General features: G+C 39.3%; 22 protein-coding genes, 1 tRNA gene and 1 pseudogene. 21 read left to right on the plus strand and 3 right to left on the minus strand.

Annotated features, from left to right (window positions below; translation table 11 throughout):
- Positions 1-49: 49 nt before the first annotated feature.
- The 10 genes from HT685_RS05490 to HT685_RS05535 all read left to right on the plus strand — a co-directional run bounded on the left by HT685_RS05490 (position 50) and on the right by HT685_RS05535 (position 8,063).
- On the plus strand, positions 50-733 hold the full coding sequence (locus HT685_RS05490) for a Bax inhibitor-1/YccA family protein (RefSeq protein ID WP_001016914.1): 684 nt from the start codon (positions 50-52) through the stop codon (positions 731-733).
- A gap of 110 nt (positions 734-843) precedes the next feature.
- Positions 844-1,836, plus strand: a complete 993-nt coding sequence (gene asnA, locus HT685_RS05495; protein ID WP_000748003.1) for an aspartate--ammonia ligase — start codon at positions 844-846, stop codon at positions 1,834-1,836.
- Positions 1,837-1,900: 64 nt separating this feature from the next.
- Positions 1,901-2,440, plus strand: coding sequence for a 16S rRNA (guanine(966)-N(2))-methyltransferase RsmD (gene rsmD / locus HT685_RS05500; RefSeq protein ID WP_000706954.1), 540 nt, complete (start codon positions 1,901-1,903; stop codon positions 2,438-2,440).
- Entirely contained in the window at positions 2,430-2,918 is a 489-nt protein-coding gene (coaD, locus tag HT685_RS05505) for a pantetheine-phosphate adenylyltransferase (protein ID WP_173226037.1), read from the plus strand. Before rsmD ends, coaD begins: the two co-directional genes overlap by 11 nt.
- The gene (locus HT685_RS05510) at positions 2,902-3,939 is read left to right on the plus strand and encodes a SepM family pheromone-processing serine protease (RefSeq protein WP_173226039.1); all 1,038 of its coding nucleotides are present in this window, start codon (positions 2,902-2,904) and stop codon (positions 3,937-3,939) included. Before coaD ends, HT685_RS05510 begins: the two co-directional genes overlap by 17 nt.
- A gap of 57 nt (positions 3,940-3,996) precedes the next feature.
- A complete protein-coding gene (locus HT685_RS05515) occupies positions 3,997-4,227 on the plus strand; it encodes a DUF1146 family protein (RefSeq protein WP_080976830.1) in 231 nt (76 codons plus the stop codon).
- 23 nt (positions 4,228-4,250) lie between these two features.
- Positions 4,251-5,534 (plus strand): UDP-N-acetylglucosamine 1-carboxyvinyltransferase, encoded by a 1,284-nt coding sequence (gene murA / locus HT685_RS05520; RefSeq protein WP_173226041.1) that lies wholly within the window; start codon positions 4,251-4,253, stop codon positions 5,532-5,534.
- Positions 5,527-5,715 (plus strand): DNA-directed RNA polymerase subunit beta, encoded by a 189-nt coding sequence (locus HT685_RS05525; protein ID WP_025169706.1) that lies wholly within the window; start codon positions 5,527-5,529, stop codon positions 5,713-5,715. Before murA ends, HT685_RS05525 begins: the two co-directional genes overlap by 8 nt.
- A 38-nt stretch (positions 5,716-5,753) precedes the next feature.
- On the plus strand, positions 5,754-6,578 hold the full coding sequence (locus HT685_RS05530; RefSeq protein WP_112445122.1) for a DNA/RNA non-specific endonuclease: 825 nt from the start codon (positions 5,754-5,756) through the stop codon (positions 6,576-6,578).
- 153 nt (positions 6,579-6,731) lie between these two features.
- Positions 6,732-8,063 (plus strand): hemolysin family protein, encoded by a 1,332-nt coding sequence (locus HT685_RS05535; RefSeq protein ID WP_173226042.1) that lies wholly within the window; start codon positions 6,732-6,734, stop codon positions 8,061-8,063.
- Between the two features lie 187 nt (positions 8,064-8,250).
- On the opposite strand, the gene HT685_RS05540 is transcribed toward HT685_RS05535, so the two are convergent.
- Positions 8,251-8,321 (minus strand) — tRNA-Cys (locus tag HT685_RS05540).
- A gap of 168 nt (positions 8,322-8,489) precedes the next feature.
- Here HT685_RS05540 and HT685_RS05545 point away from each other — a divergent pair.
- The 5 genes from HT685_RS05545 to HT685_RS05565 all read left to right on the plus strand — a co-directional run bounded on the left by HT685_RS05545 (position 8,490) and on the right by HT685_RS05565 (position 14,980).
- Entirely contained in the window at positions 8,490-10,478 is a 1,989-nt protein-coding gene (locus tag HT685_RS05545) for a peptide ABC transporter substrate-binding protein (protein ID WP_173226044.1), read from the plus strand.
- A 66-nt stretch (positions 10,479-10,544) separates the two neighbouring features.
- Positions 10,545-12,041: an ABC transporter permease gene (locus tag HT685_RS05550; RefSeq protein ID WP_000759899.1), complete on the plus strand. Its 1,497-nt coding sequence runs from the start codon at positions 10,545-10,547 to the stop codon at positions 12,039-12,041.
- Entirely contained in the window at positions 12,041-12,967 is a 927-nt protein-coding gene (oppC, locus tag HT685_RS05555) for an oligopeptide ABC transporter permease OppC (RefSeq protein ID WP_000103703.1), read from the plus strand. The genes HT685_RS05550 and oppC overlap by 1 nt, the downstream gene beginning before the upstream one ends.
- Positions 12,968-12,975: 8 nt before the next feature.
- Positions 12,976-14,043, plus strand: a complete 1,068-nt coding sequence (locus HT685_RS05560) for an ABC transporter ATP-binding protein (protein ID WP_173226046.1) — start codon at positions 12,976-12,978, stop codon at positions 14,041-14,043.
- A 10-nt stretch (positions 14,044-14,053) separates the two neighbouring features.
- A complete protein-coding gene (locus HT685_RS05565; protein ID WP_042900321.1) occupies positions 14,054-14,980 on the plus strand; it encodes an ATP-binding cassette domain-containing protein in 927 nt (308 codons plus the stop codon).
- 383 nt (positions 14,981-15,363) lie between these two features.
- Here HT685_RS05565 and HT685_RS05570 read toward each other — a convergent pair whose 3' ends face one another.
- Both HT685_RS05570 and HT685_RS05575 read right to left on the minus strand, forming a co-directional pair.
- A complete protein-coding gene (locus HT685_RS05570; protein WP_173251421.1) occupies positions 15,364-16,242 on the minus strand; it encodes a LysR family transcriptional regulator in 879 nt (292 codons plus the stop codon).
- 127 nt (positions 16,243-16,369) lie between these two features.
- Positions 16,370-16,720: a helix-turn-helix transcriptional regulator gene (locus tag HT685_RS05575; protein WP_000208712.1), complete on the minus strand. Its 351-nt coding sequence runs from the start codon at positions 16,718-16,720 to the stop codon at positions 16,370-16,372.
- Positions 16,721-17,078: 358 nt separating this feature from the next.
- On the opposite strand from HT685_RS05575, the gene HT685_RS05580 reads away from it, so the two are divergent.
- From HT685_RS05580 to HT685_RS05605, 6 genes and pseudogenes are all read left to right on the plus strand, one after another.
- Positions 17,079-18,704 (plus strand): malolactic enzyme, encoded by a 1,626-nt coding sequence (locus HT685_RS05580; protein ID WP_173226050.1) that lies wholly within the window; start codon positions 17,079-17,081, stop codon positions 18,702-18,704.
- A gap of 76 nt (positions 18,705-18,780) precedes the next feature.
- On the plus strand, positions 18,781-19,728 hold the full coding sequence (locus tag HT685_RS05585; protein ID WP_173226052.1) for an AEC family transporter: 948 nt from the start codon (positions 18,781-18,783) through the stop codon (positions 19,726-19,728).
- Between the two features lie 12 nt (positions 19,729-19,740).
- Entirely contained in the window at positions 19,741-22,275 is a 2,535-nt protein-coding gene (gene mprF, locus HT685_RS05590; protein WP_173226054.1) for a bifunctional lysylphosphatidylglycerol flippase/synthetase MprF, read from the plus strand.
- Between the two features lie 103 nt (positions 22,276-22,378).
- Positions 22,379-22,498: pseudogene (locus HT685_RS05595) on the plus strand (IS630 family transposase); the annotation flags it as partial.
- Between the two features lie 555 nt (positions 22,499-23,053).
- Complete coding sequence (locus HT685_RS05600) at positions 23,054-24,031, plus strand: ABC transporter substrate-binding protein (protein ID WP_173226056.1); 978 nt, start codon at positions 23,054-23,056, stop codon at positions 24,029-24,031.
- Positions 24,032-24,042: 11 nt separating this feature from the next.
- A complete protein-coding gene (locus HT685_RS05605) occupies positions 24,043-24,936 on the plus strand; it encodes an ABC transporter permease (protein ID WP_173226058.1) in 894 nt (297 codons plus the stop codon).
- The last annotated feature ends 11 nt before the right edge of the window (positions 24,937-24,947 follow it).

The raw sequence follows: 24,947 nt of genomic DNA on the forward strand, positions 1-24,947 counted from the left end.
CTTTTTTTGTTATAATCAAGGAAAGATGTTCATAGAAAAGGAGAAAAGGATGAATCACACTATTATACATGACCGTGCAGGTCTCAATCAATTTTACGCTAAGGTTTATGCCTTTGTTGGTCTGGGAATCGGACTATCTGCTTTGGTATCAGGCCTTATGTTGACGGTCTTTCAGTCTCAGTTGGTTTACTTTTTGATGCAGGGGCGTCTCTGGTTGACCATTGCTACTTTTGCGGAGTTAGCTTTGGTTTTCGTTGCCAGTAGCATGGCTTCAAGAAATAGTCCAGCTGCTCTTCCAGTATTTTTACTTTACTCTGTTTTAAACGGCTTTACCCTTAGTTTTGTGGTGGCTTTCTATACTCCGGGTACAGTTTTATCTGCCTTTGTATCGAGCGCCCTTCTCTTCTTTGTCATGGCGGCAGTTGGTATCTTCACCAAGAAAGATTTGAGTGGGCTTGGTCGAGCAATGATGGCAGCTCTTATCGGTTTACTGATTGCTATGGTAGTTAATATTTTCTTGGCTAGTGGCTTCTTTGATTATATGATTAGCGTGGCCATGGTTTTGGTTTTCTCAGGGTTGATTGCTTGGGATAACCAAAAGATTCGCCTCGCCTATGAACAATCACAAGGTCGTGTAGCGACAGGTTGGGTTGTGTCAATGGCTCTCAGTATCTATCTTGATTTTATCAATCTTTTCCTAAGTATTCTACGTATCTTCGGTCGCAATGACTAAAAGGTCTATGAAATCAGTGTTTTGAGTGACACTGATTTTTTTATATTTTCTCTTTCATTTTCTTAGAAATAGGTGTATAATACTTTTAACTAATTTTTGAGGAGTAGTTTATGAAGAAAAGTTTTATCCACCAACAAGAAGAAATTTCCTTTGTCAAAAACACTTTTACCCAGTATTTGAAAGATAAGTTAGAAGTTGTCGAAGTTCAAGGTCCTATCTTGAGTAGGGTCGGCGACGGGATGCAGGACAACTTATCAGGTGTGGAGAACGCCGTATCGGTCAAGGTTCTTCAAATCCCTGATGCTACTTATGAAGTGGTGCACTCCCTTGCTAAATGGAAACGCCATACCTTGGCTCGTTTTGGTTTCGGTGAAGGTGAAGGTCTTTTCGTCCACATGAAGGCCCTTCGTCCAGACGAAGACTCGTTGGATGCGACCCACTCTGTTTATGTTGACCAGTGGGACTGGGAGAAGGTTATCCCAAATGGTAAGCGTAACATCGCTTATCTAAAAGAAACAGTTGAGAAGATTTACAAGGCTATTCGCCTGACAGAGCTAGCTGTTGAAGCCCGCTATGACATCGAATCTATCTTGCCAAAACAAATCACCTTTATCCACACAGAAGAGTTGGTAGAACGCTACCCAGACTTGACACCAAAAGAGCGTGAAAATGCTATCTGTAAAGAATTTGGAGCAGTCTTCTTGATTGGTATCGGTGGCGAGTTGCCAGATGGTAAACCGCACGATGGACGTGCACCAGACTACGATGACTGGACAAGTGAGTCTGAAAATGGCTACAAGGGTCTAAATGGTGATATTCTTGTTTGGAATGAGTCTTTAGGTGGAGCCTTTGAGTTGTCTTCTATGGGGATTCGTGTAGATGAAGAAACGCTTCGCCGTCAGGTCGCCATCACAGGTGATGAAGACCGTTTAGAATTGGAATGGCACAAGGCTTTGTTGAACGGCCTATTCCCATTGACAATCGGTGGAGGAATTGGACAATCTCGGATGGCCATGTTCCTACTTCGCAAGAAACACATCGGAGAAGTGCAAACAAGTGTTTGGCCTCAAGAAGTCCGCGATACTTACGAAAATATTTTGTAGAGAATCGAACCGCAAGGTTCGGTTTTCTTTCTCTTTTCGCCCATAATTTGGTATAATAAACGGTATGAAAATCGTATCAGGAATCTATGGGGGACGTCCCCTCAAGACACTAGAAGGAAAGACGACAAGACCTACTTCGGATAAGGTTAGGGGAGCCATTTTTAACATGATTGGTCCCTACTTTGAAGGGGGACGAGTCTTGGACCTTTATGCAGGTAGTGGTGGTTTATCTATCGAGGCAGTATCGCGTGGCATGTCCAGCGCTGTTTTGGTGGAACGAGACCGTAAGGCTCAGGCTATCGTAGCTGAAAATATTCAGATGACCAAGGAAGTTGGAAAATTTCAACTCCTCAAGATGGATGCAGAAAGGGCATTGGAACAGGTATCTGGGGAATTCGACCTCATCTTCTTAGACCCTCCTTATGCCAAGGAACAAATCGTAGCAGATATTGAAAAAATGGCTGAGAGAGAGCTTTTTTCTGAAGATGTCATGGTCGTGTGTGAGACGGATAAGGCCGTTGAGCTTCCAGAAGAAATTGCCTGCCTGGGCATCTGGAAGGAAAAAATTTATGGAATCAGTAAGGTGACAGTTTATGTCAGATAAGATTGGCTTATTCACAGGCTCATTTGATCCGATGACAAATGGGCATCTGGATATGATTGAACGGGCTAGCAAACTCTTTGATAAGCTCTATGTCGGTATTTTTTTTAATCCCCACAAACAAGGATTTCTCCCTATCGAAAGTCGTAAACGGGGGTTAGAAAAGGCTTTGGAACATTTGGGGAATGTTGAAGTCGTCTCTTCTCATGATGAATTGGTAGTTGATGTCGCAAAAAGACTGGGGGCTACTTGTCTAGTGCGGGGTTTGAGAAATGCAACGGATTTGCAATATGAAGCCAGTTTTGATTACTACAACCATCAGCTGTCTCCTGATATAGAGACTATTTATTTACATAGCCGGCCTGAACATCTCTATATCAGTTCATCAGGCGTTAGAGAACTTTTGAAGTTTGGTCAGGATATTGCCTGCCATGTTCCCGAGAGTATTTTGGAGGAAATAAGAAATGAAAAAAAAGATTAGATGGCCCTTATATGTCATTGCGGCCTTGATTGTGACCTTCTTGGCATTTGTGGTGCCTTTGCCCTACTATATAGAGGTTCCAGGTGGTTCGGAAGATATTCGCCAAGTCCTCAAAGTAAATGACACAGAAGATAAGGAAGCTGGTGCCTATCAATTCGTTACGGTTGGTGTTCAGCATGCCACTTTAGCCCATATGATTTATGCGTGGTTGACGCCTTTTACAGATATTCGTAGTGCCCAAGAGACTACAGGTGGCTCTTCCGATGTTGAATTTATGCGGATTAATCAATTCTACATGCAAACATCGCAAAATATGGCCAAATATCAAGGGCTAAAAACAGCTGGCAAGGATATTGAACTCAAATATCTTGGGGTTTATGTCTTGACTGTGACGGATAATTCGACCTTTAAAGGGATTCTCAACATTTCTGATACGGTCACAGCAGTCAATGATCAGACCTTTGATAGTTCCAAAGACTTGATTGATTACGTCAGTTCTCAAAAATTAGGAGACTCCGTCAAGGTTACCTATGAAGAGGATGGGCAAACCAAGTCTGCAGAAGGTAAGATTATCACCTTGGAAAATGGCAAAAATGGGATTGGAATCGGCTTGATTGACCGTACGGAAGTGACCAGTGATGTCCCAATTCGCTTTTCAACAGCTGGTATCGGCGGACCAAGTGCTGGTCTCATGTTTAGTCTGGCCATCTATACCCAAATAGCTGACCCTGGTCTTCGTAATGGCCGTATTGTTGCCGGTACAGGTACCATTGACCGCGATGGGAATGTGGGGGATATTGGTGGTATTGATAAGAAGGTTGTAGCTTCGGCTAGGGCAGGTGCTGCTATTTTCTTTGCCCCTGATAACCCTGTTAGCGAAGAAGAACAAAAGGCGCATCCGGACGCGAAAAACAACTATCAAACAGCCCTAGAAGCGGCTAAAACAATCAAGACGGATATGAAAATCGTGCCCGTTAAAACCCTACAAGATGCAATTGATTACTTGAAAAACAATCCCTAATTTTTGAGTGAAGTTTCCAAACTAGCGCGCAAACAGAGAAGATGGTATAATAGTCAAATGGTTCAATTATTATTCACTCTAAGCAGTCACACGCTCTTTATTTATGTGAGTTTTTACCTTCTAAAGGATCTTGTTAGATGGGAAAAGGTTTTAAAAGTGACAGATGAGAATACAAGAAAAGTTCGTTTATTGCTAGCTCTTTTCAGCATTGTCATGGGCTACATCCTGAGTTCTTTCTTTATCAGCCTGTATCAGTTGTGGCAAGAAGCGCTTAGAGGATTATTATAAAATCAAATGTAAAGGAAACGAGTATGGACAAAATTGTGGTTCAAGGTGGCGATAATCGTCTGGTAGGAAGTGTAACCATCGAAGGAGCAAAGAATGCAGTCTTGCCCTTGTTGGCAGCGACTATTCTAGCAAGTGAAGGAAAGACAGTCTTACAGAATGTACCGATCTTGTCGGATGTCTTTATTATGAATCAGGTGGTTGGTGGTTTGAATGCCAAGGTTGACTTTGATGAGGAGGCTCATCTTGTCGAGGTGGATGCTACTGGCGACATCACTGAGGAAGCCCCTTATAAGTATGTCAGCAAGATGCGCGCCTCCATCGTTGTCTTGGGACCAATTCTTGCCCGTGTAGGTCATGCTAAGGTATCCATGCCAGGTGGTTGTACGATTGGTAGCCGTCCTATTGATCTTCATTTGAAAGGTCTGGAAGCTATGGGGGCTAAGATTAGCCAGACAGCTGGTTACATCGAAGCCAAGGCTGATCGCTTACACGATGCCCATATCTATATGGACTTTCCAAGTGTTGGTGCTACGCAGAACTTGATGATGGCTGCAACTCTAGCTGATGGGGTGACAGTGATTGAAAATGCTGCGCGTGAGCCTGAGATTGTGGACCTAGCCATTCTCCTCAATGAAATGGGAGCCAAGGTTAAGGGTGCTGGTACAGAGACCATTACCATTACTGGTGTTGAGAAACTTCATGGTACGACTCACAATGTAGTCCAAGACCGTATCGAAGCAGGAACCTTTATGGTAGCTGCTGCCATGACTGGTGGTGATGTCTTGATTAAAGACGCTGTTTGGGAGCACAACCGTCCCTTGATTGCCAAATTGCTTGAAATGGGAGTGGAAGTGACGGAGGAGACGGAAGGAATTCGCGTTCGCTCTCAACTAGAAAATCTAAAAGCTGTCCATGTGAAAACCTTGCCCCACCCAGGATTTCCAACAGATATGCAGGCTCAATTTACAGCCTTGATGACAGTTGCAAAAGGCGAATCAACCATGGTGGAGACAGTTTTCGAAAATCGTTTCCAACACCTAGAAGAAATGCGTCGTATGGGCTTACACTCGGAGATTATCCGTGATACAGCTCGTATTGTTGGTGGGCAACCTTTGCAGGGAGCGGAAGTTCTTTCTACTGACCTTCGTGCCAGTGCAGCCTTGATTTTGACAGGTTTGGTAGCACAGGGAGAAACTGTAGTTGGTAAATTGGTTCACTTGGATAGAGGCTACTACCGTTTCCATGAGAAATTGGCGCAGTTAGGTGCTAAGATTCAGCGGATTGAGGCAAGTGATGAAGATGAATAAGAAATCAAGCTACGTAGTCAAGCGTTTACTTTTAGTCATCATAGTACTGATTTTAGGCGTTCTAGCCCTAGGAATCGGTTTAATGGTCGGTTATGGAATCTTGGGCAAGGGTCAAGATCCGTGGGCTATCCTGTCTCCAGCAAAATGGCAGGAATTGATTCATAAATTTACAGGAAATTAGGCTGGGAGACCAGCCTTTTTCTAAAGATAAGGAGAAATATGAACAAAAAAACAAGACAGACACTGATTGGTTTGCTAGTGTTATTGCTCTTATCTGCGGGGAGCTACTATATTAAGCAGACTGAACTAGGAAATCAGGCTGCTAAGACAAAAATGAGTCAGAAAAGTCAATCACCAGACGCGCCTGGTCAAGAATTGGCGGAAAGTGTCTTAACAGACGCAGTCAAAAGCCAAATAAAAGGGAGTCTGGAGTGGAACGGGGCTGGTGCTTTTATCGTCAATGGTAATAAAACAAACCTAAATGCCAAGGTTTCAAGTAAGCCCTACGCTGATAATAAGACAAAGACAGTGGGCAAGGAAACAGTGCCAACCGTAGCTAATGCCCTCTTGTCTAAGGCTACTCGCCAGTACAAGAATCGTGAAGAAACCGGGAATGGTTCGACTTCTTGGACTCCACCAGGTTGGCATCAGGTCAAGAATCTAAAGGGCTCTTATACCCATGCAGTCGATAGAGGTCACTTGTTAGGCTATGCCTTAATCGGTGGTTTGGATGGTTTTGATGCCTCGACAAGCAATCCTAAAAACATTGCTGTTCAGACAGCCTGGGCAAATCAGGCGCAGGCCGAGGATTCGACTGGTCAAAACTACTATGAAAGTAAGGTGCGTAAAGCCTTGGATAAAAACAAGCGTGTCCGTTACCGTGTAACCCTTTACTACGCTTCAAACGAGGATTTAGTTCCTTCAGCTTCACAGATTGAAGCCAAGTCTTCGGATGGAGAATTGGAATTCAATGTTCTAGTTCCCAATGTTCAAAAGGGACTTCAACTGGATTACCGAACTGGAGAAGTAACTGTAACTCAGTAAAATATGAAATAAACTCCTATGTCACTTATGGATGTAGGGGTTCTTTTTACTAGTTTAAGCAGTGCTAGAATAGGTACTAAGAAAAAAATAATATGTACTGGATTAAATTTTGTGATATAATAAAGGATAAGATACTATTTTAGGAGAAGAACTATGGAAGACCCAAGTAGTCAGAATTTGTTGCTACAATTTGTTTTATTGTTTATCTTGACGGTATTAAATGCCTTTTTCTCAGCCACAGAAATGGCCATGGTTTCTCTTAATCGTGCGCGGGTTGAACAAAAGGCAGAAGAAGGAGATAGACGCTATATCCGTCTGCTGAAGGTGCTAGAAAATCCTAACCACTTTTTATCAACCATTCAAGTAGGGATTACTCTGATTACGATCTTATCAGGGGCGAGTTTAGCTGATACTCTAGGACGTGTGATTGCCTCTTGGCTTGGGAATGGCGAAACAGCACAAGCTGTGGCAACTTTTCTATCCTTGGCATTTTTGACCTATATTTCCATCGTTTTTGGGGAATTGTATCCTAAGAGAATCGCTCTTAATCTAAAGGATGCCTTGGCGATTCGTACAGCGCCGGTTATCATTGGGCTTGGGAAACTAGTTAGTCCCTTTGTTTGGCTCTTAGCTGCTTCGACCAATTTCTTGAGCCATTTGACTCCTATGTCATTCGATGATGCGGATGAAAAGATGACCCGTGATGAAATTGCCTATATGCTGACAAATAGTGAAGAAACGTTGGATGCTGATGAGATTGAGATGCTACAAGGTGTCTTTTCGCTCGATGAACTGATGGCCAGAGAAGTCATGGTTCCTCGAACGGATGCCTTTATGGTGGATATTCAGGATGATAGTCAAACCATTATCCAAAGTATTTTAAAACAAAATTATTCTCGTATCCCGGTTTATGATGGGGATAAGGACAATGTGATTGGAATTATTCATACCAAGAGTCTTCTTAAGGCAGGATTTGTGGATGGTTTTGATAATATTGTATGGAAGAAAATTTTACAAGATCCACTTTTTGTTCCTGAAACTATTTTTGTGGATGACTTGCTAAAAGAGTTGCGCAATACCCAAAGACAAATGGCAATCTTGCTGGATGAATACGGTGGGATGGCTGGTTTGGTGACCTTGGAAGACCTCTTAGAGGAAATTGTTGGTGAAATTGATGATGAAACGGACAAAGCGGCAATAGATGTTCATCAGATTGGCGAGGATACCTACATTGTTCAGGGAACTATGACCCTCAATGATTTCAATAATTACTTTGATGTTGAACTGGAAAGTGATGACGTTGATACCATCGCTGGTTATTATTTGACAGGAGTTGGGACCATTCCAACGACTGAGAAACTCAGTTATGAATTAGTCAGCCAAAACAAACAGCTTATCTTAACCAATGATAAAGTGAAAAATGGACGTGTTACCAAGGTAAAAGTCCAGATTACAGAAGTCGAAATAGAAGAAGAAACAGAGTAAACTAGAGGCTTTTGTCACCAGGCGTGACGAAGCTTTTTTCAGTTGATTTCATGAGGGAATTATGTCATGGGAAGAACTTTGCCCCAAAATTTTTGTAAGTTATCCGTATTTATCCGAAGAAAAAAATAAAAAAGCCCTATTTTGCGGGCTTTTTATCTTGATAAATTCCGATAAATTCGGTATTGAAAGGCGGTAGACGGATTTGAACCGACGATCAAGCTTTTGCAGAGCCGTGCCTTACCACTTGGCTATACCGCCTTAACGTTTATTATTATACCTTGAAAATCATTCTCAGTCAATAGTTTTTTTAGATTTTTTGTATGAATAAGCCTAAATATTCTGAAAATTCGTTTATTTTTCTTGAAACATCTTAAAATCTATGGTATAATCGATAATAACCTATACTTTATTACGAGGAGTGAAGAAATGAAAAAAAGTCAAGTGCTTGCTGTAGCAGGAGCTACCTTATTAGCGTCAGGAGTTCTAGCTGCGTGTTCAAACACTAGTTCAAGTAATGCTAAACTAGCAAAAGATTACCAATATGTTTATCAAACAGATCCAGAAACTTTGGATTATATTGTCAGTAATATCGATTCAACATCATTCATCACAACAAATGCTGTAGATGGTTTGTTGGCTAACGATAAATATGGTAATCTGGTTCCTTCTATCGCTGAATCATGGACAGTTTCAAAAGATGGTTTGACTTATACCTATAAAATCCGTAAGGATGCTAAATGGGTAACTGCAGAAGGAGAGGAATACGCTCCTGTCACTGCTAAAGACTTTGTCACTGGTTTGAAACATGCGGTAGATGGAAAATCAAAAGGACTTTCAATCGTTAGCTCTTCTATTAAAGGATTAGAAGCCTATATCAAGGGTGAAACAAGCGATTTTTCAACCGTTGGAGTAAAAGCACTTGATGACCAAACACTAGAGTATACCTTGAACCAGCCAGAAACTTTCTGGAATGACAAGACAACTAGTGGTGTTTTGATGCCAGTTAATGAAGAATTCTTAGCTTCAAAAGGGGAAGGTTTTGGTTCTCCAACAGATGCTAACTCTATTCTTTATAATGGTCCATTTGTCTTGAAGGCTGTAACTCCTAAATCATCTATCGAGATGGCTAAAAATGACGCTTACTGGGACAAAGAAAATGTAAAAATTGAGAATGTTAAGTTCACTTTCTGGGACGGTAAGGATCAAGATGTAATTGCCAAAGGTTTTTCTGATGGTCAATATAGCAAGGCTCGTATCTTCCCTACAAGTTCTACATATGAAAAATATGCAGCTGACTTCAAAGATAACATTTACTTTAATGAACCAGGTGCGGGTGTTGCAACTGTCAGCTTGAACTATGGCCGTACAACTTATAACCACACTGCCAAAACAAGTGATGCCCAAAAGACATCTACTCAAAAAGCTTTGCTAAATAAGGAGTTCCGTCAAGCCTTGAACTTTGCGGTAGATCGCAGTTCTTATTCAGCTCAAACAAATGGTACTGATGGAGCTGCAGTAGCCATCCGTAATACGTTTGCACCATATAATCTTCAAGTTGGTAAGAAAACATTTGGTGAATTGGTACAAGATAGCTTGGCTAAGACAAATTCTTCTACTTGGTCAAACGTATCTCTAGCAGATTCTCAAAATGGACTTTACAATGAAGAAAAAGCGAAAGAAGTCTTTGCTAAAGCTAAATCAAGCCTACAAGCTGAAGGTGTTGAATTCCCAATCCACTTGGATGCCTTGGTTATCCAAGAATCAACAGCGGTTGTAAACCGTGTTCAATCATTGAAACAATCAATTGAAAAAGTATTGGGTTCAGATAATGTTGTTGTAGACTTGCAACAAATGACTCAAGCAGAAGCTTTACCAATTTCATTTAGTGCTCCAACAGCTAAAGAGCAAGATTGGGATATCCACACCTTGCTAGGATGGAACCCTGACTATCAAGATCCTTCTACTTTCTTGGATCAGTTTGTCATCAAGGGAGGAAACACTCGCCTTTACCTTGGTATTGACCAAAACACTGATGCATCAGTAGTAAGCAAACTTGCTTTAGCTGACTATGGAAAATTACTTGATGATGCAAACAGCGAAAACCAAGATGTTCAAAAACGTTATGAAAAATACGCGGTAGCACAAGCTTGGTTGACTGACAATGCTTTGACAATTCCAGTAATGGCTTCTCCTAAAGAAACAGCCGTTTCATATGTTTCAAAAGTTCTACCATTTAGCTCATCATATTCTGAATCTGGTCTTAAAGGTGAAAATTCAGGATACTTGAAGTACACTGAAGTTGGTGAAAAAGCAATCACCAAAGAAGAGTATGAAAAAGCTCGTGAAAAATGGTTGAAAGAAAAAGCTGAATCAAATGAGAAAGCTCAAAAAGAATTGGCAAGTCATGTGAAGTAAATAATTTCTAATAGAACTTTCTCTCCATGAGGAGAAGGTTCTTTTGGGATTTTTAAAGGAAATAATATGAAAAAATATATTTTTATGCGTGTTTTGCGGTCATTGGTTTCGATTTTCTTAGTAACGACTTTGACCTACACGATTATCTATACCTTGGTTCCTCGAAAATTGATTTTCAAGCAGGACCCTAACTATAATAAAATTGCGACAACGGCTGATAAACGTGATAACTATGAAAATACTGTGTTTGAGCGTATGGGCTACATTGAGTATTACGATACTAAGGAGTTGCAAGAAAAGGCAAGTAGCATGGATTCTTCTGTAACAGTAGAGGCAAATGCGACCAATAAAGCTATTTATGAAAAGTACATCAATCAATTAGGTCATGGTTGGACTTTGGGAGAATTTACTGAAAGTGGTCAATTTTATGCTACTCGTGAAATTCCAATTTTTGAACGTGTTTTTCACTTCTATGCTAACTTGATTGACATTGACCATACAAATAAAATTCAAGACCCTGAAAATCCAGACTTGAAACGCTACCTTCGTTTCGAAAATGATCCAGCTATCGGATGGTCATTGGTCGGTTCGGGTACTAAACATAAATATCTCTTGTACTTCAACAGTCAGTTCCCATTTGTGCATCAAAATTTTGTGAATATCAATTTAGGTGACTCTTATCCAACCTATGCTAATACACCAGTTCTTCAGGTTATTACTCAAGGTCAAGGACAAACCAAAACTGCCCAAGTTCAGTTCCCAACAGGTAAGAAAACGTCTTCTGTAAATATTTACTCAAGAACCTACAAGTCACCTAGCCAGGCTGATTCTCGTGAAGTAGCTAGCTATGGGAAAGATGATCCTTATACAGCGACTGAAAGTAATTACCAATATCCATCTATGATTGTCAGCTCTGCTATTGCTGGTTTGATTGGTTTGGTGATTTCTTATGCGATTGCCGTGCCACTTGGTTCAGCCATGGCTCGTTTCAAGAACACTTGGATCGATAGCTTCTCAACAGGGGCTTTGACCTTCTTGATGGCACTTCCAACAATCGCCCTTGTTTATATTGTTCGATTGATTGGTTCCTCAATTGGTTTACCAGATTCATTCCCTATCTTAGGGGCTGGAGATTGGCGTTCTTATGTTTTACCAGCAGTCATCCTTGGTTTGTTGGGTGCTCCTGGTACAGCCATTTGGATTCGTCGTTACATGATTGACTTGCAATCTCAAGACTTTGTTCGTTTCGCTCGTGCAAAAGGTTTGTCTGAAAAAGAAATTTCAAACAAACACATCTTTAAAAATGCCATGGTTCCGCTGGTTTCAGGAATTCCTGGTGCTGTTATCGGGGTTATCGGTGGTGCAACCCTTACTGAAACAGTCTTCGCCTTCCCAGGTATGGGTAAAATGTTGATTGACTCTGTAAAAGCATCTAATAACTCTATGGTCGTAGGTCTTGTCTTCATCTTTACATGTATTTCTATCTTCTCACTTCTTTTGGGAGATATTTGGATGACGATTATTGACCCACGTATTAAATTGACTGAGAAAGGAGGCAAATAATGTCTACAATCGATAAAGAAAAATTTCAGTTTGTAAAACGTGACGATTTTGCCTCTGAAACTATTGATGCGCCAGCATATTCTTACTGGAAGTCAGTGTTTAGACAATTTATGAAGAAAAAATCAACTGTAGTTATGTTGGGAATCTTGGTAGCTATCATTTTGATGAGTTTCATCTACCCAATGTTTTCTAAGTTTGATTTCAATGATGTCAGCAAGGTAAACGACTTTAGTGCTCGTTATATCAAGCCAAATGCTGAGCATTGGTTCGGTACAGACAGTAACGGTAAATCGCTCTTTGACGGTGTCTGGTTCGGAGCTCGTAACTCTATCCTCATTTCTGTGATTGCGACAGTGATTAACTTGGTTATCGGTGTTTTTGTCGGTGGTATTTGGGGAATTTCAAAATCAGTTGACCGCGTGATGATGGAAGTTTATAATGTCATCTCAAACATCCCATCTCTTTTGATTGTCATTGTCTTGACTTACTCAATCGGAGCTGGATTCTGGAATTTGATTTTTGCCATGAGTGTAACAACATGGATTGGAATTGCCTTCATGATCCGTGTGCAAATCTTGCGTTATCGTGATTTGGAATACAACTTGGCGTCACGTACTTTGGGAACACCAACCTTGAAGATTGTTGCCAAAAACATTATGCCACAATTGGTATCTGTTATTGTGACAACGATGACTCAAATGCTTCCAAGCTTTATCTCATACGAAGCCTTCTTGTCTTTCTTCGGTCTTGGATTGCCGATTACAGTGCCAAGTTTGGGTCGTTTGATTTCGGATTATTCACAAAACGTAACAACCAATGCTTACTTGTTCTGGATTCCATTGACAACCCTTGTTTTGGTATCCTTGTCCCTTTTCGTAGTTGGTCAAAACTTAGCGGATGCTAGTGATCCACGTACACATAGATAGGAGTAGAAATGACAAAAGAAAAAAATGTAATTTTGACTGCTCGCGATATTGTCGTGGAATTTGACGTTCGTGACAAAGTATTGACAGCCATTCGCGGCGTTTCTCTTGAACTAGTTGAAGGAGAAGTATTAGCCTTGGTAGGTGAGTCAGGATCAGGAAAATCTGTTTTGACAAAGACTTTCACAGGTATGCTTGAAGAAAATGGTCGCATTGCCCAAGGTAGCATTGACTACCGTGGTCAGGATTTGACAAATCTATCTTCTCACAAGGATTGGGAACAAATTCGTGGGGCTAAGATTGCGACTATCTTCCAGGACCCAATGACTAGTTTGGACCCAATTAAAACAATTGGTAGTCAGATTACAGAAGTTATTGTAAAACACCAAGGAAAAACAGCTAAAGAAGCAAAAGAATTGGCCATTGACTACATGAATAAGGTTGGGATTCCAGACGCAGATAGACGTTTTGATGAATACCCATTCCAATATTCTGGAGGAATGCGTCAACGTATCGTTATTGCGATTGCCCTTGCCTGCCGACCTGATGTCTTGATCTGTGATGAGCCAACGACTGCCTTGGATGTAACTATTCAAGCTCAGATTATTGATTTGCTAAAATCTTTACAAAACGAGTACCATTTCACAACAATCTTTATCACTCACGACCTTGGTGTGGTGGCAAGTATTGCGGATAAGGTAGCGGTTATGTATGCAGGAGAAATCGTTGAGTATGGAACTGTTGAGGAAGTCTTCTATGACCCTCGCCATCCATATACATGGAGTCTCTTGTCTAGCTTGCCTCAGCTTGCTGATGATAAAGGGGATCTTTACTCAATCCCAGGAACACCTCCGTCACTTTATACTGACCTGAAAGGGGATGCCTTTGCCTTGCGTTCTGACTATGCAATGCAGATTGACTTCGAACAAAAAGCTCCTCAATTCTCAGTATCAGAGACACATTGGGCTAAAACTTGGCTCCTTCATGAGGATGCTCCAAAAGTAGAAAAACCAGCTGTGATTGCAAATCTCCACGATAAGATCCGTGAAAAAATGGGATTTGCCCATCTGGAAGACTAGGAGGAAGGAAATGTCTGAAAAATTAGTAGAAATCAAAGATTTAGAAATTTCCTTCGGTGAAGGAAGTAAGAAGTTTGTCGCAGTTAAAAATGCTAACTTCTTTATCAACAAGGGAGAAACTTTCTCGCTTGTAGGTGAGTCAGGTAGTGGGAAAACAACTATTGGTCGTGCTATCATCGGTCTTAATGATACAAGTAATGGAGATATCATTTTTGAAGGTCAAAAGATTAATGGAAAGAAATCGCGTGAACAAGCTGCGGAATTGATTCGTCGTATCCAGATGATTTTCCAAGACCCTGCGGCAAGTTTGAATGAACGTGCGACTGTTGATTATATTATTTCTGAAGGTCTTTACAATCATCATCTGTTCAAGGATGAAGAAGAACGTAAAGAGAAAGTTAAAAATATTATCCGTGAAGTGGGTCTTCTTGCTGAGCACTTGACTCGTTACCCTCATGAATTCTCAGGCGGTCAACGTCAACGTATCGGTATTGCCCGTGCCTTGGTCATGCAACCAGACTTTGTTATTGCGGATGAGCCAATTTCAGCCTTGGACGTTTCTGTGCGTGCCCAAGTCTTGAACTTGCTCAAAAAATTCCAAAAAGAACTTGGTTTGACCTATCTCTTCATCGCCCATGACTTGTCGGTCGTTCGCTTTATTTCAGATCGTATCGCAGTTATTTACAAGGGTGTTATTGTAGAGGTTGCAGAAACAGAAGAATTGTTTAACAATCCAATTCACCCATATACTCAAGCCTTACTTTCAGCGGTACCAATTCCAGATCCAATCTTGGAACGCAAGAAGGTCTTGAAGGTTTACGATCCAAGTCAACACGACTATGAGACTGATAAGCCATCCATGGTAGAAATCCGTCCAGGTCACTATGTTTGGGCGAACCAAGCCGAATTGGCGCGTTACCAACAAGGACTAAACTAATAATGGTTTTATAATTTCCATGTCAACTTTTATGGAAATTATAAACCTTTTTTGTTGGACTGATTTGAAAAACTTTGAAAGCGTTCTGAAAGAATTTTCGAAAGAAATAGAATTCTTAGAAAATCATTGAATTATAGTGAGATGAAATAAAATCTGAACAACTTTATTAGGAAAGTCAAATTCATTTCTAGAAAAGTTTTAGAAGTCGCGGCGTATTACTCTAGTTTCAATCTACTATAGTCTAATACTCTTAGAAAATCTCTTCAAACCACGTCAGCTCTATCTGCGGCTAGATTCCTAGTTTGCTTTTTGATTTTCATTGAGTATAATATCTACAATGTAAAAAACTCTAGCTATCAGTTCATTGATAGTTAGAGTTTTTTCTATTCATATGATTTAAGGAGATTAAATAAGGCTTCTACTTCTGATGACGGTGTAGCTGATTTAAGGTAGGCGTAATAAACTGTAAAAGTTATCTTATCCTTCGGTATAAGCGGAATTTTTATTAAATCATCATCTTCATCAGAAAGTGCGATATCAGCCAGTAAACTAAGGCCAATCCCTTTCTTTAAAAGTTCTTTAAGGATGGCAATGTCATCAGTCTTAAAGAATATTTCTGCCTTGTTTTGATACTTTTGATTAAGCATTTCAAAAGCTTTCAGGTGAACAAAGTGTTCATCTAAGAGTATAAAGGATTGATCTGCTAATTCTTCAAAAGCGAGGGAAGGAGCAGTGGCAAAAGGATGGTTCTTAGATAAAACGACATACAGTTCTTTATGAAATAGCTCGTGTGTCTCTATTGAAGGATAGTTGAGAGGTTCAATCAAACCGAGTAGGCTTGCATTAAGGTCTCCCTTAAGGAGAAGGTTTAATAACTCTACGGAGCCACCGCGGATAGGGCGTATCTTTTTTAAAAAATCGAATTTATCTTTTTCGTTTAAGGCAGCAAAGAGATATTGAATGATAATAGGAGGGAATCCTACAGTAGAGTATTGTGCCAAGGAGCGATTAATTTCTTTGCGAGTAGAAATGACCTCAGGTAAAATCAGTTCTGTATGCTTTAGAAGGATTTGTCCTTGAGGAGTTAGCTTGAAGGAACGATGCGAGGGGTCATGGTAAATCAATTTGCAGTTAAAGGATTCCTCTAAGCGCTTGATAGCATAAGAAATAGATGGTTGGCTGACTTTATGTTGTTTTGCTACTTCCGTATAGGATTGAAGTTGGCAGAGGTCATAAAAATATTGTAGATCTTTTAAATTCATATGGGCTCACTTTCATTAGTTGGAGAAGGAAAATAAGTGGAAAACAGCAGATAAATAATTTTTATCCGTATCCTATAATTTGACTATACGAGTATTCACCAGTTAAAATGTAAGTGAGTCAGGGATCTCAAAGATTATCTAAGATACTCTCGAAAATGACCAACATCTTTTCTCGTTTATCAATAGGGAGCTGTTTAATCTTCATGTTGATTCTTTTGAGTGAAAGATTGTCACTCTTATCAGAGGTTGATTCAAGGCTATCAAAATTGAAAAATTCCTCTGGGGTCATTTCTAGTGCGTCAATCACTTTTTCAAGACTGTGAATGGTCAGATTCACATTTTGGTTTTCAAGTTGATTGATATACTTAAGCCCGAGTCCTGCTTGTTCCGAAAGTTCTTCCTGGCTCATTTTATTCTGTGTTCGAAAATATTTCACTTTTTGGGAAATATATTGTTGTAAATAGTTTTTAGTTGTCATATAAATAGAATACAAGTTTTATATGACAAAAAAACACCTTAAAAAATACAAAGTACTACATAACAAACTTATATGATATTTATTTTAATGAGGATTGTCAATTTGTATGATTGGTTTCTTTTACTCGAAACTTTTAGTAAAGAGAGATCATCGAGAGTTTGATGAGTTCAGAAATTTATAAAATATAACAACTTAAAGTATTATCAATAATAGTGTTTTAAGTATAAAAGAGCCTATTAGAAATTGTTTTCGTAGGCTCATTATAACATATGCGTATACAATTGTATTATTTAAACAACAACGTTTCATGAACAATTCGTTTCATGTGGTATAATATAAATAAAAAGGAGGTTGCACTATGACTGCACATGATATTTTAAACAATCCTTTCCTCAATAAAGGTACTGCCTTTACCTTAGAGGAGCGAAAGGAACTAGGCCTTATTGGTTTACTGCCACCGTATGTTCAAACGATTGAAGAACAAGCGGCGCAAACTTATGCACAAATGCAAACAAAAGCCAATGATCTGGAAAAACGTCTTTTCCTAATGGAAATTTTTAATACCAACAGGACTCTTTTTTATTACCTCTTTTCTCAACATTTGGAAGAATTCAATCCAATTGTATATGATCCAACCATTGCAGATACCATTGAAGGCTATAGTGATCTTTTTGTAGATCCCCAATATGCGGGATATCTTGATATCAATCATCCTGAAAATATTGAAGCCACTTTGAAAAACGCTGCCGGGGGTCGCGAGATTCGTCTCATTGTTGTAACAGATGCAGAAGGAATCCTTGGAATTGGCGACTGGGGAACAAATGGTGTCGATATTTCTGTTGGGAAATTGATGGTCTATACGGCTGCTGCTGGAATCGATCCTTCAATGGTCCTTCCTTTAGTCATTGATGCAGGGACTAACCGTGAAGAACTTCGTAACAATCCTAATTACTTAGGAAATCGTCACGAACGGGTCCGCGGAGATCGTTACTACGACTTCATTGACCAATTTGTTCAAACAGCAGAACGTCTCTTTCCTAAACTTTACCTTCACTGGGAAGATTTTGGTCGCTTGAATGCTGCCAATATTCTTGAAAAATACCGGAAACAAATTCCGACCTTTAATGATGATATTCAAGGTACGGGAATCGTTACCTTGGGTGGTATCTTTGGTTCGCTGGATATTAGTGGTGAAAAATTAACAGATCAAGTTTATCTCTGCTATGGTGGTGGTACTGCGGGTGCAGGAATTGCCTCTCGTGTTCTTCGTGAAATGGTAAGTGAAGGTCTTTCTGAAGAAGAAGCCTATAAACGTTTCTTTATGGTTGATAAACAAGGTCTTCTCTTTGATGACATGGATGACTTGACACCAGAGCAAAAACCATTTGCTAAGAAACGTGCTGACTTTAGTAACGCAGATAAGTTGACTGACCTGCTTGAAGTAGTGAAGACTGTGAAGCCAACCATTCTTGTAGGAACTTCAACTCAGCCTAATACCTTCACTAAAGAAATAGTAGAAGCTATGTGTGAAAACACAGAACGTCCAATGATCTTCCCTTTGTCAAACCCAACTAAATTGGCAGAAGCTAGTGCCAAAGATTTGATTGAATGGTCAGATGGCAAAGCTTTTGTCGCAACAGGAATTCCTGCTGATACGGTTTCTTATAAAGGTGTAGACTATGTGATTGGTCAAGCAAATAATGCCCTGATTTACCCAGGTCTTGGTCTAGGTATGCTGGCTTCTGAAGCAAGTCTTTTGACTGATGAAATGATTGGAGCAGCGGCGCATTCATTGAGTGGTATTGTCAATCCAGACCAACCAGGAGCTCCTGTCTTGCCACCATTCAAGTATGTAGCAGATGTTTCTATTAAAGTAGCAGAAGCAGTCGCTAAAAAAGCACAAGAGCAAGGTCTTGCACGCGCTAAGGAAACAGATATGGCCAAAGCAGTTCGTGATTTGAAGTGGTATCCAGAGTATAAATAATTCATTTCTGCTGCTATCCTTCTATAGTGGCAGATTTGTATGGCCTGTGGACTTAAGTAATTTAGAAAGGACACCTATGTCACTCTTTTTAACCTCGATTACGAGTATCATTCCGATTATTGCTATTATTGTTTTGGGGTATATTCTTCAGGTGAGGGGATGGTTTGGAGATAGTTTTGGATCCAATCTATCTCGTTTGATCATGAATGTAGCCTTGCCAGCGTCAATCTTTGTGTCGGTGATGAAATACCTAACGCTAGATAAACTAATCAGTCTTTCTGGAGGACTCTTTTATACTTTTGTAGCATTTAAATTGGGCTATATCGTAGCTTATATTGCGGTTAGGCTTTTCAAGGTTCGTCCAGGACGGCGAGGAACCATGATTAATACCTTTGTGAATGCCAATACTATTTTTATCGGTTTACCATTAAACGTTGCTCTTTTTGGTAATCAGGCTCTTCCATATTTCTTGATTTACTATATCACTAACACGATTTCTACCTGGACATTAGGCGTGTATGTGATAACGAGCGATAGTAAATCGGGTCAAAGTAAGAAGAAAACTAAATTTGACTGGAAGAAATTGCTTCCAGCTCCGCTTGTAGGTTTTCTTGTCGCTCTACTATTTTTGATTCTCCGAATCTCCATTCCAGATTTCGCAACAAATACCTTAACTTATGTTGGAAATATCGTCACTCCCTTATCTCTGATTTATATTGGTATCGTTCTTGCAAAGGCAGGCTTGAATACTATTACTTTTGATAAAGATACAATTGTCACTTTAGTTGGACGCTTTATCCTAGCTCCTCTGATTATGTTTCTTGTATTGAAGTTCTCTGCACCAGATATGGCGACAGTAGAATTTAAGACCTTTATGATTCAGTCCGCTACACCAGCTCTAGCTGTTCTCCCAATCCTTGCTAATCAGGGAAAAGGAGATGTGGAATTCTCTACGAACGTGGTGACTCTAAGTACGGTTCTATTTATCGTTGTTATTCCAATATTACAAACTTTATTAGGATAAGAGGAAGAGCTTGTGAGAACAATTTTGAATTGCGTGAAAAAATGGCAGACACTCATCAAGATTACCTTATTTTTATCTATTGTTAGTCTCGTTATTGTAGAGATAATCAGACTTTTTAAGACAATTTCGGTTGATAAGATTGGAGCAATCTTGGGGGAACTCTCTCCAATAAAAGTCATTAGTTTAGCTTTGCTCGGTTCTATGGCTGTTGCGCCAATGATGCTCTATGATAGAATCCTAAATAAAGAACTTAATCAGAAACAAAAATTATCTTACTTACTAGAAACAAGTTGGACTATAAATAGCTTGAATAATATGATTGGCTTTGCCGGTTTGGTGGATGTTGGTTTACGCTATTCTTTCTATGGAGATGAAGAACGCTCTGAAAAAAGTATGCAAGGAATTTCTCGTGTCATCCCTTATTTTATGAGTGGTTTCTCACTGTTTGCACTGATAAGTTTAATTTTCACAATTATATTTCCTATTTCAATGGGGATTAAACAATATTGGCCAGCTCTTTTGGGAGCTTGTCTCTATCTTCCAATTATTTTATTTGTTTCAAATAGAAAAAAATGGGTCTATTTTGGTCAATTGAGTGGAAGGACAATTTTATCATTAGTGTTAACTTCTGCCCTTGATTGGGCTAGTGTATTAAGTTTTTTCCTTTTGGTTGGGTATGTTTTAGGCTACAATTTACCAATTTATGATGTAATCCCCCTCTTTATGATTGCTATTACAATTGGCATTATATCGATGATTCCTGGTAGCCTAGGTAGTTTCGATTTAATTATGGTATCTGGTTTAGTTGGCCTTGGTATTGATAAAGATCAGGCGCTAAGTTGGTTACTAGTATTTCGTTTATTCTATTATATTCTTCCTTTCTGTTTAGGGGTTGTTTTATTCTTAAAAAATATGGGTGGTCGACTTAATGAGAAATATTTGGGAATTCCTCAAAAGGTTATTGGATCACTATCCACTATAGTATTGGTTTGGGGGTTGAGACTTTTTGCTTTCTTCCTCGTGGTGTCAGCTATAGTTCCTCAAGAATTAGGACATCTTCCTTTGTTTAAAGAACTTTCACCTAGCACTGGACAGTTTGTTTTTCAACTTCCTAGTATCATTCTCGGCGTACACTTCTTCCTTCTTGCAAGACTAGTTAAACGACGTTTAAAATTTACATTACCATTCGCTACTGTACTAGGTCTAGTAAGCCTTGTTTATTTGAATATTGGTAGTCTTTCATTCGCAAGTAGTTTTTTTCTAATCATTATTTTGTCTATCATATGGTGGATTAGAAATACATTTGTTCGTAGTCATTATATTTATGCTTGGGAAGATTGTTGTAAGGATATATCGTATATTGGTGGAAGTTTCTTCTTGGCCCTTGTTTTGTTAGGACATTTGAACCCTCATCATGTATTTGAAGTTAAACATCTTCCTCATTTGATTACACACTGGATTCATCTTTTTGGCTCGTCTCTGATATTGGTGATTTCGTATGTTTTGGTACTCCGTGAGAGCAGTCAAACCAAAGAGAATTTTGGAGAAGTTTTCGATAAGCAACGTTATCAAGACTTTATTGCAACAATACCAAATATAAATTTAGATGCTACCCTGGCTTATTTAGATGACAAATACCTTTATTGGTACCAAGAGGATGGTCAAGACAAGGTTGTTTTCCAATTTGCAATTGAAAATAATAAATGTGTCGTTATGTCGGATCCACTGGCACAGTCAGGATACTTAGAAAAAGGCTTATCTAAGTTTTTAGAGGCTGCGGAGTACATAAATGTCTCTGTTATTTTTTACGAAATTAATCAAGAAACCACCCTATTACTTCATGAATATGGGTACGACTTTATGAAATTTGGGGAGACTGCTCAGGTATTACTGGATAGGTTTACAACCGAAGGAAAACAAGGAAAGAAATTTAGAACAGTTGTTAATCGATTAGAAAGCAAGGGGTATCAATTCCAAGTATTACAACCACCTTTTGATAAGAAGTTGCTTAACACCCTTACAGAAATATCGGATAATTGGCTAGATGGTCGCCAAGAAAAAGGGTTTTCACTTGGATTTTTTGATGAGAAGTACATTCAATTAGCACCAATAGCCCTTGTAAGGGATAAGGAAGATAAGGTTCAGGCTTTTGTTACCTTTTTAGCTTGTAATGGTCCTGAAGAAGCTAGCATCGATTTGATGCGCTACCACTTAAGGACAGCACCCAATGGTATTATGGATTATCTCTTTGTGAAATTATTACTTCATTTTAAAGAAGAAGGAGTTCGTTTATTTGAATTAGGCATGGCGCCGTTGTCAAATGTAGGAACTGAGAAACATAGCTTTCTACAAGAAAAAGTAGCCTATCTCATCTATGCCTTCACTAATCGATTCTATTCATTTAGTGGTCTTAGACAGTATAAACAAAAGTTTAATCCTATTTGGACACCTAGATATGTTGCCTATCCTCGGGATACTTGGCTTATTTTGGATATGTTAGCAATCTACAGAGTTGATAATCGAAAAGTAAAGAGATTGTCGTATTGACTATTGGTTTTAAACAGTATAAAATAACTGTCGATTTTTTGTCCGACTGCCAAGAGTCAGTTTAATACTATACTAAAATCAAAACGCATTATATAATAGTGATATAAAATCAACCAAAGAAGAAATACAAGCCATCAAAACACTTTTAAAAGACTCTAATACAGCTAAATATCATAAAAGTCTTCAAATCGTTCTATTTTGTCTAATGGGCAAATCTTTGAAATTATCCTAAAAGAATTGAAAGAATCATGAAAGAATTGAAAGAATCATGAAAGAATTGAAAGAATCATGAAAGAATTGAAAGAATTATGAAAGAATTTTCGAAAAATTTTAAAATATTCTGAAATATTCTTGACAGCTGATAAAAAAGGTGGTAAGATAGGAAACATCAAAAAAGAAAGCAGAAAAGAAATGAATAAGAAACAAGCTGTAACGATGAATCAAAACTTTTACTTTAGCTACTTTAGATAGTGTTTGTAGACATGTCACCATGGATGCAAACAGTTCAAGCAATTTGTTTGTATCTATGTGGCTAAGATTTTTGATTGTGGTCCATATAGATGAATATCTAAATGGACTAGCTAAGTTGTAACTTGTTAGATTATTTCAAGCATCCGTTTAGGTATTATCTAGGCGGTTTTTTGTTTTATACTCTTCGAAAATCTCTTCAAACCACGTCAACGTCGCCTTGCCGTACTCAAGTACAGCCTGCGGCTAGTTTCCTAGTTTGCTCTTTGGTTTTCATTGAGTATTATCTTTTCTGAGAAGGAGTTTCATTATGAAAGTTGTTCGAAAATTACTAGCACCTCTCTTGGTAGTGGGGATTCTCTTGATCTCTCTGATCAGTTTGCATCAGTTGAAGGCAGATAAGAAAAAAGATGTTTTTCGTATCGGTATTTCGCAGTTTATTACTCATCAATCTTTGGATGCTACTAGAGAAGGTTTTGTGGATGAGTTGGCCAAGCAAGGCTATGTTGAGGGGAAAAATATTGAGATTGATTTGCAAAATGCACAGGGTGAGCAAAGAAATCTAAAAACCATTTCCCAGCAACTAGCAGAATCTAGTGATGTCGTTCTAGCCATCGCAACGCCTTCTGCTCAGAGCTTGGCTAATACAACGCAAACGACACCTGTTATCTTTTCAGCGGTAACAGATCCTGTCAGTGCCAAGTTGGTTGAGTCAAGAGAGCATCCTGGGGGCAATGTAACTGGGACAAGCGATCAGTCATCAGATGCCATTTCAACCCAAATCAATTTGATAAAGAAAGTGTTGCCAAAAGCTAAAACGATTGGAATTCTCTATACTCAGAGCGAGCCAAACTCAGTTGTCCAAAAGGATGAAGCTAAGCGCCTTCTGGAAGAAAAAGGCTTTAGTGTTGTTGAAAAAACAATCTTGGACAGTAACAACGTCAAGGCTGCTGCAGAAAGCTTGATGGCAGAGGTAGATATGGTTTTTGTACCAACGGATAATATCATTTCATCAACCATGGAAACAGTCAAGCAGGTTTCTATTAAACACAAGGTTCCAGTATTTGGTGGTTCAACAGAAATGATTGCGGTTGGTGGCTTGTATAACTACGGAACCAATTATGAAGAATTGGGACGTCAGACAGCAAGAATGCTGGTTCGTGTCTTAAAAGGTGAGAAGCCAGAAAATATAGCAGTTGAGTTGCCTGAAAAGCTGGAATTGCATACCAATCAAGAAATGGCAGATGCACTAGGAATTGATATTAGTAAGTTGGAAGGCAAGGAATAAGGAGGTTTAAGATGAATTTTGTATTATCTAGTTTATCAGAAGGTTTGTTGTGGTCGATTATGGCGATTGGGGTCTACTTGACTTTCCGTATTTTGGATATTGCGGATATGACTGCTGAAGGAGCCTTTCCACTGGGGGCGGCTGTCGTCGTATCTCAGATACAGGCAGGGACAAATCCTTGGATTGCGACCTTACTTGCTTTGCTGGCAGGTATGGTAGCAGGTCTTGTATCAGGAATGCTCCACACCAAGATGAAAATTCCAGCTCTCTTGACAGGGATTGTGACCTTGACAGGGCTTTATTCGATCAATATTAAAATCATGGGAAATGTGCCCAATCTTTCCTTGGGAGATTCTGCAACCGTCTTTAAACAGTTGGCAAGCTTAGGGCTGTCAAATGAAGAAGCTGTTTTCTTATTTAGTTCGGCCTGTCTCTTACTTGTTTGTTTGGTCTTGACCCTTTTGATGAAAACAGAGATTGGCTTGGTCTTGCGTTCGACTGGGGACAATATTCCGATGAGTGAGGCCAATGGAGTCAATGTAGACACCATGAAGATTGTTGGTTACATGATTTCAAACGGCTTGATTGCCCTATGTGGTTCCTTGTTTGCCCAAAATGATGGATTTTCAGATGTGACTTCTGGGACAGGAACCATTGTTGTTGGTTTGAGTGCAGTGATTATTGCGGAAGTCTTGATACACGATTTGACCATTGGAGGTCGCCTGTTATCCATCGGAATCGGTGCTATTGTTTACCGTTTGATTATTTTAAATATCTATGAAATTCCAAATCTAGATCAAAACTTAGTTCGTCTCTTTAATGCAATCTTGCTCGCCTTAGTTCTATTTGCACCAGAATTGCAAAAGCGATTAAAGATTCGTGGTTTGAAACTGAGAAATGAATAGGAGGAGAAAGT

It is taken from the genome of Streptococcus sp. 5004 (assembly GCF_013276755.1).
In the GTDB taxonomy this organism is placed as follows: Bacteria; Bacillota; Bacilli; order Lactobacillales; family Streptococcaceae; genus Streptococcus.

Excerpts from the sequence above, each read along its gene's own strand:
- HT685_RS05535 (WP_173226042.1), top strand. The coding sequence starts at position 6,732 with ATGGAAGACCCAAGTAGTCAGAATTTGTTGCTACAATTTGTTTTATTG.
- HT685_RS05570 (WP_173251421.1), bottom strand. The coding sequence starts at position 16,242 with ATGAATTTAAAAGATCTACAATATTTTTATGACCTCTGCCAACTTCAA.
- murA (WP_173226041.1), top strand. The coding sequence starts at position 4,251 with ATGGACAAAATTGTGGTTCAAGGTGGCGATAATCGTCTGGTAGGAAGT.
- oppC (WP_000103703.1), top strand. The coding sequence starts at position 12,041 with ATGTCTACAATCGATAAAGAAAAATTTCAGTTTGTAAAACGTGACGAT.
- HT685_RS05515 (WP_080976830.1), top strand. The coding sequence starts at position 3,997 with ATGGTTCAATTATTATTCACTCTAAGCAGTCACACGCTCTTTATTTAT.
- HT685_RS05580 (WP_173226050.1), top strand. The coding sequence starts at position 17,079 with ATGACTGCACATGATATTTTAAACAATCCTTTCCTCAATAAAGGTACT.
- coaD (WP_173226037.1), top strand. The coding sequence starts at position 2,430 with ATGTCAGATAAGATTGGCTTATTCACAGGCTCATTTGATCCGATGACA.
- HT685_RS05530 (WP_112445122.1), top strand. The coding sequence starts at position 5,754 with ATGAACAAAAAAACAAGACAGACACTGATTGGTTTGCTAGTGTTATTG.
- HT685_RS05600 (WP_173226056.1), top strand. The coding sequence starts at position 23,054 with ATGAAAGTTGTTCGAAAATTACTAGCACCTCTCTTGGTAGTGGGGATT.
- HT685_RS05550 (WP_000759899.1), top strand. The coding sequence starts at position 10,545 with ATGAAAAAATATATTTTTATGCGTGTTTTGCGGTCATTGGTTTCGATT.
- HT685_RS05605 (WP_173226058.1), top strand. The coding sequence starts at position 24,043 with ATGAATTTTGTATTATCTAGTTTATCAGAAGGTTTGTTGTGGTCGATT.
- HT685_RS05565 (WP_042900321.1), top strand. The coding sequence starts at position 14,054 with ATGTCTGAAAAATTAGTAGAAATCAAAGATTTAGAAATTTCCTTCGGT.
- HT685_RS05560 (WP_173226046.1), top strand. The coding sequence starts at position 12,976 with ATGACAAAAGAAAAAAATGTAATTTTGACTGCTCGCGATATTGTCGTG.
- HT685_RS05490 (WP_001016914.1), top strand. The coding sequence starts at position 50 with ATGAATCACACTATTATACATGACCGTGCAGGTCTCAATCAATTTTAC.
- HT685_RS05585 (WP_173226052.1), top strand. The coding sequence starts at position 18,781 with ATGTCACTCTTTTTAACCTCGATTACGAGTATCATTCCGATTATTGCT.
- HT685_RS05575 (WP_000208712.1), bottom strand. The coding sequence starts at position 16,720 with ATGACAACTAAAAACTATTTACAACAATATATTTCCCAAAAAGTGAAA.
- rsmD (WP_000706954.1), top strand. The coding sequence starts at position 1,901 with ATGAAAATCGTATCAGGAATCTATGGGGGACGTCCCCTCAAGACACTA.
- HT685_RS05545 (WP_173226044.1), top strand. The coding sequence starts at position 8,490 with ATGAAAAAAAGTCAAGTGCTTGCTGTAGCAGGAGCTACCTTATTAGCG.
- HT685_RS05510 (WP_173226039.1), top strand. The coding sequence starts at position 2,902 with ATGAAAAAAAAGATTAGATGGCCCTTATATGTCATTGCGGCCTTGATT.
- asnA (WP_000748003.1), top strand. The coding sequence starts at position 844 with ATGAAGAAAAGTTTTATCCACCAACAAGAAGAAATTTCCTTTGTCAAA.
- HT685_RS05525 (WP_025169706.1), top strand. The coding sequence starts at position 5,527 with ATGAATAAGAAATCAAGCTACGTAGTCAAGCGTTTACTTTTAGTCATC.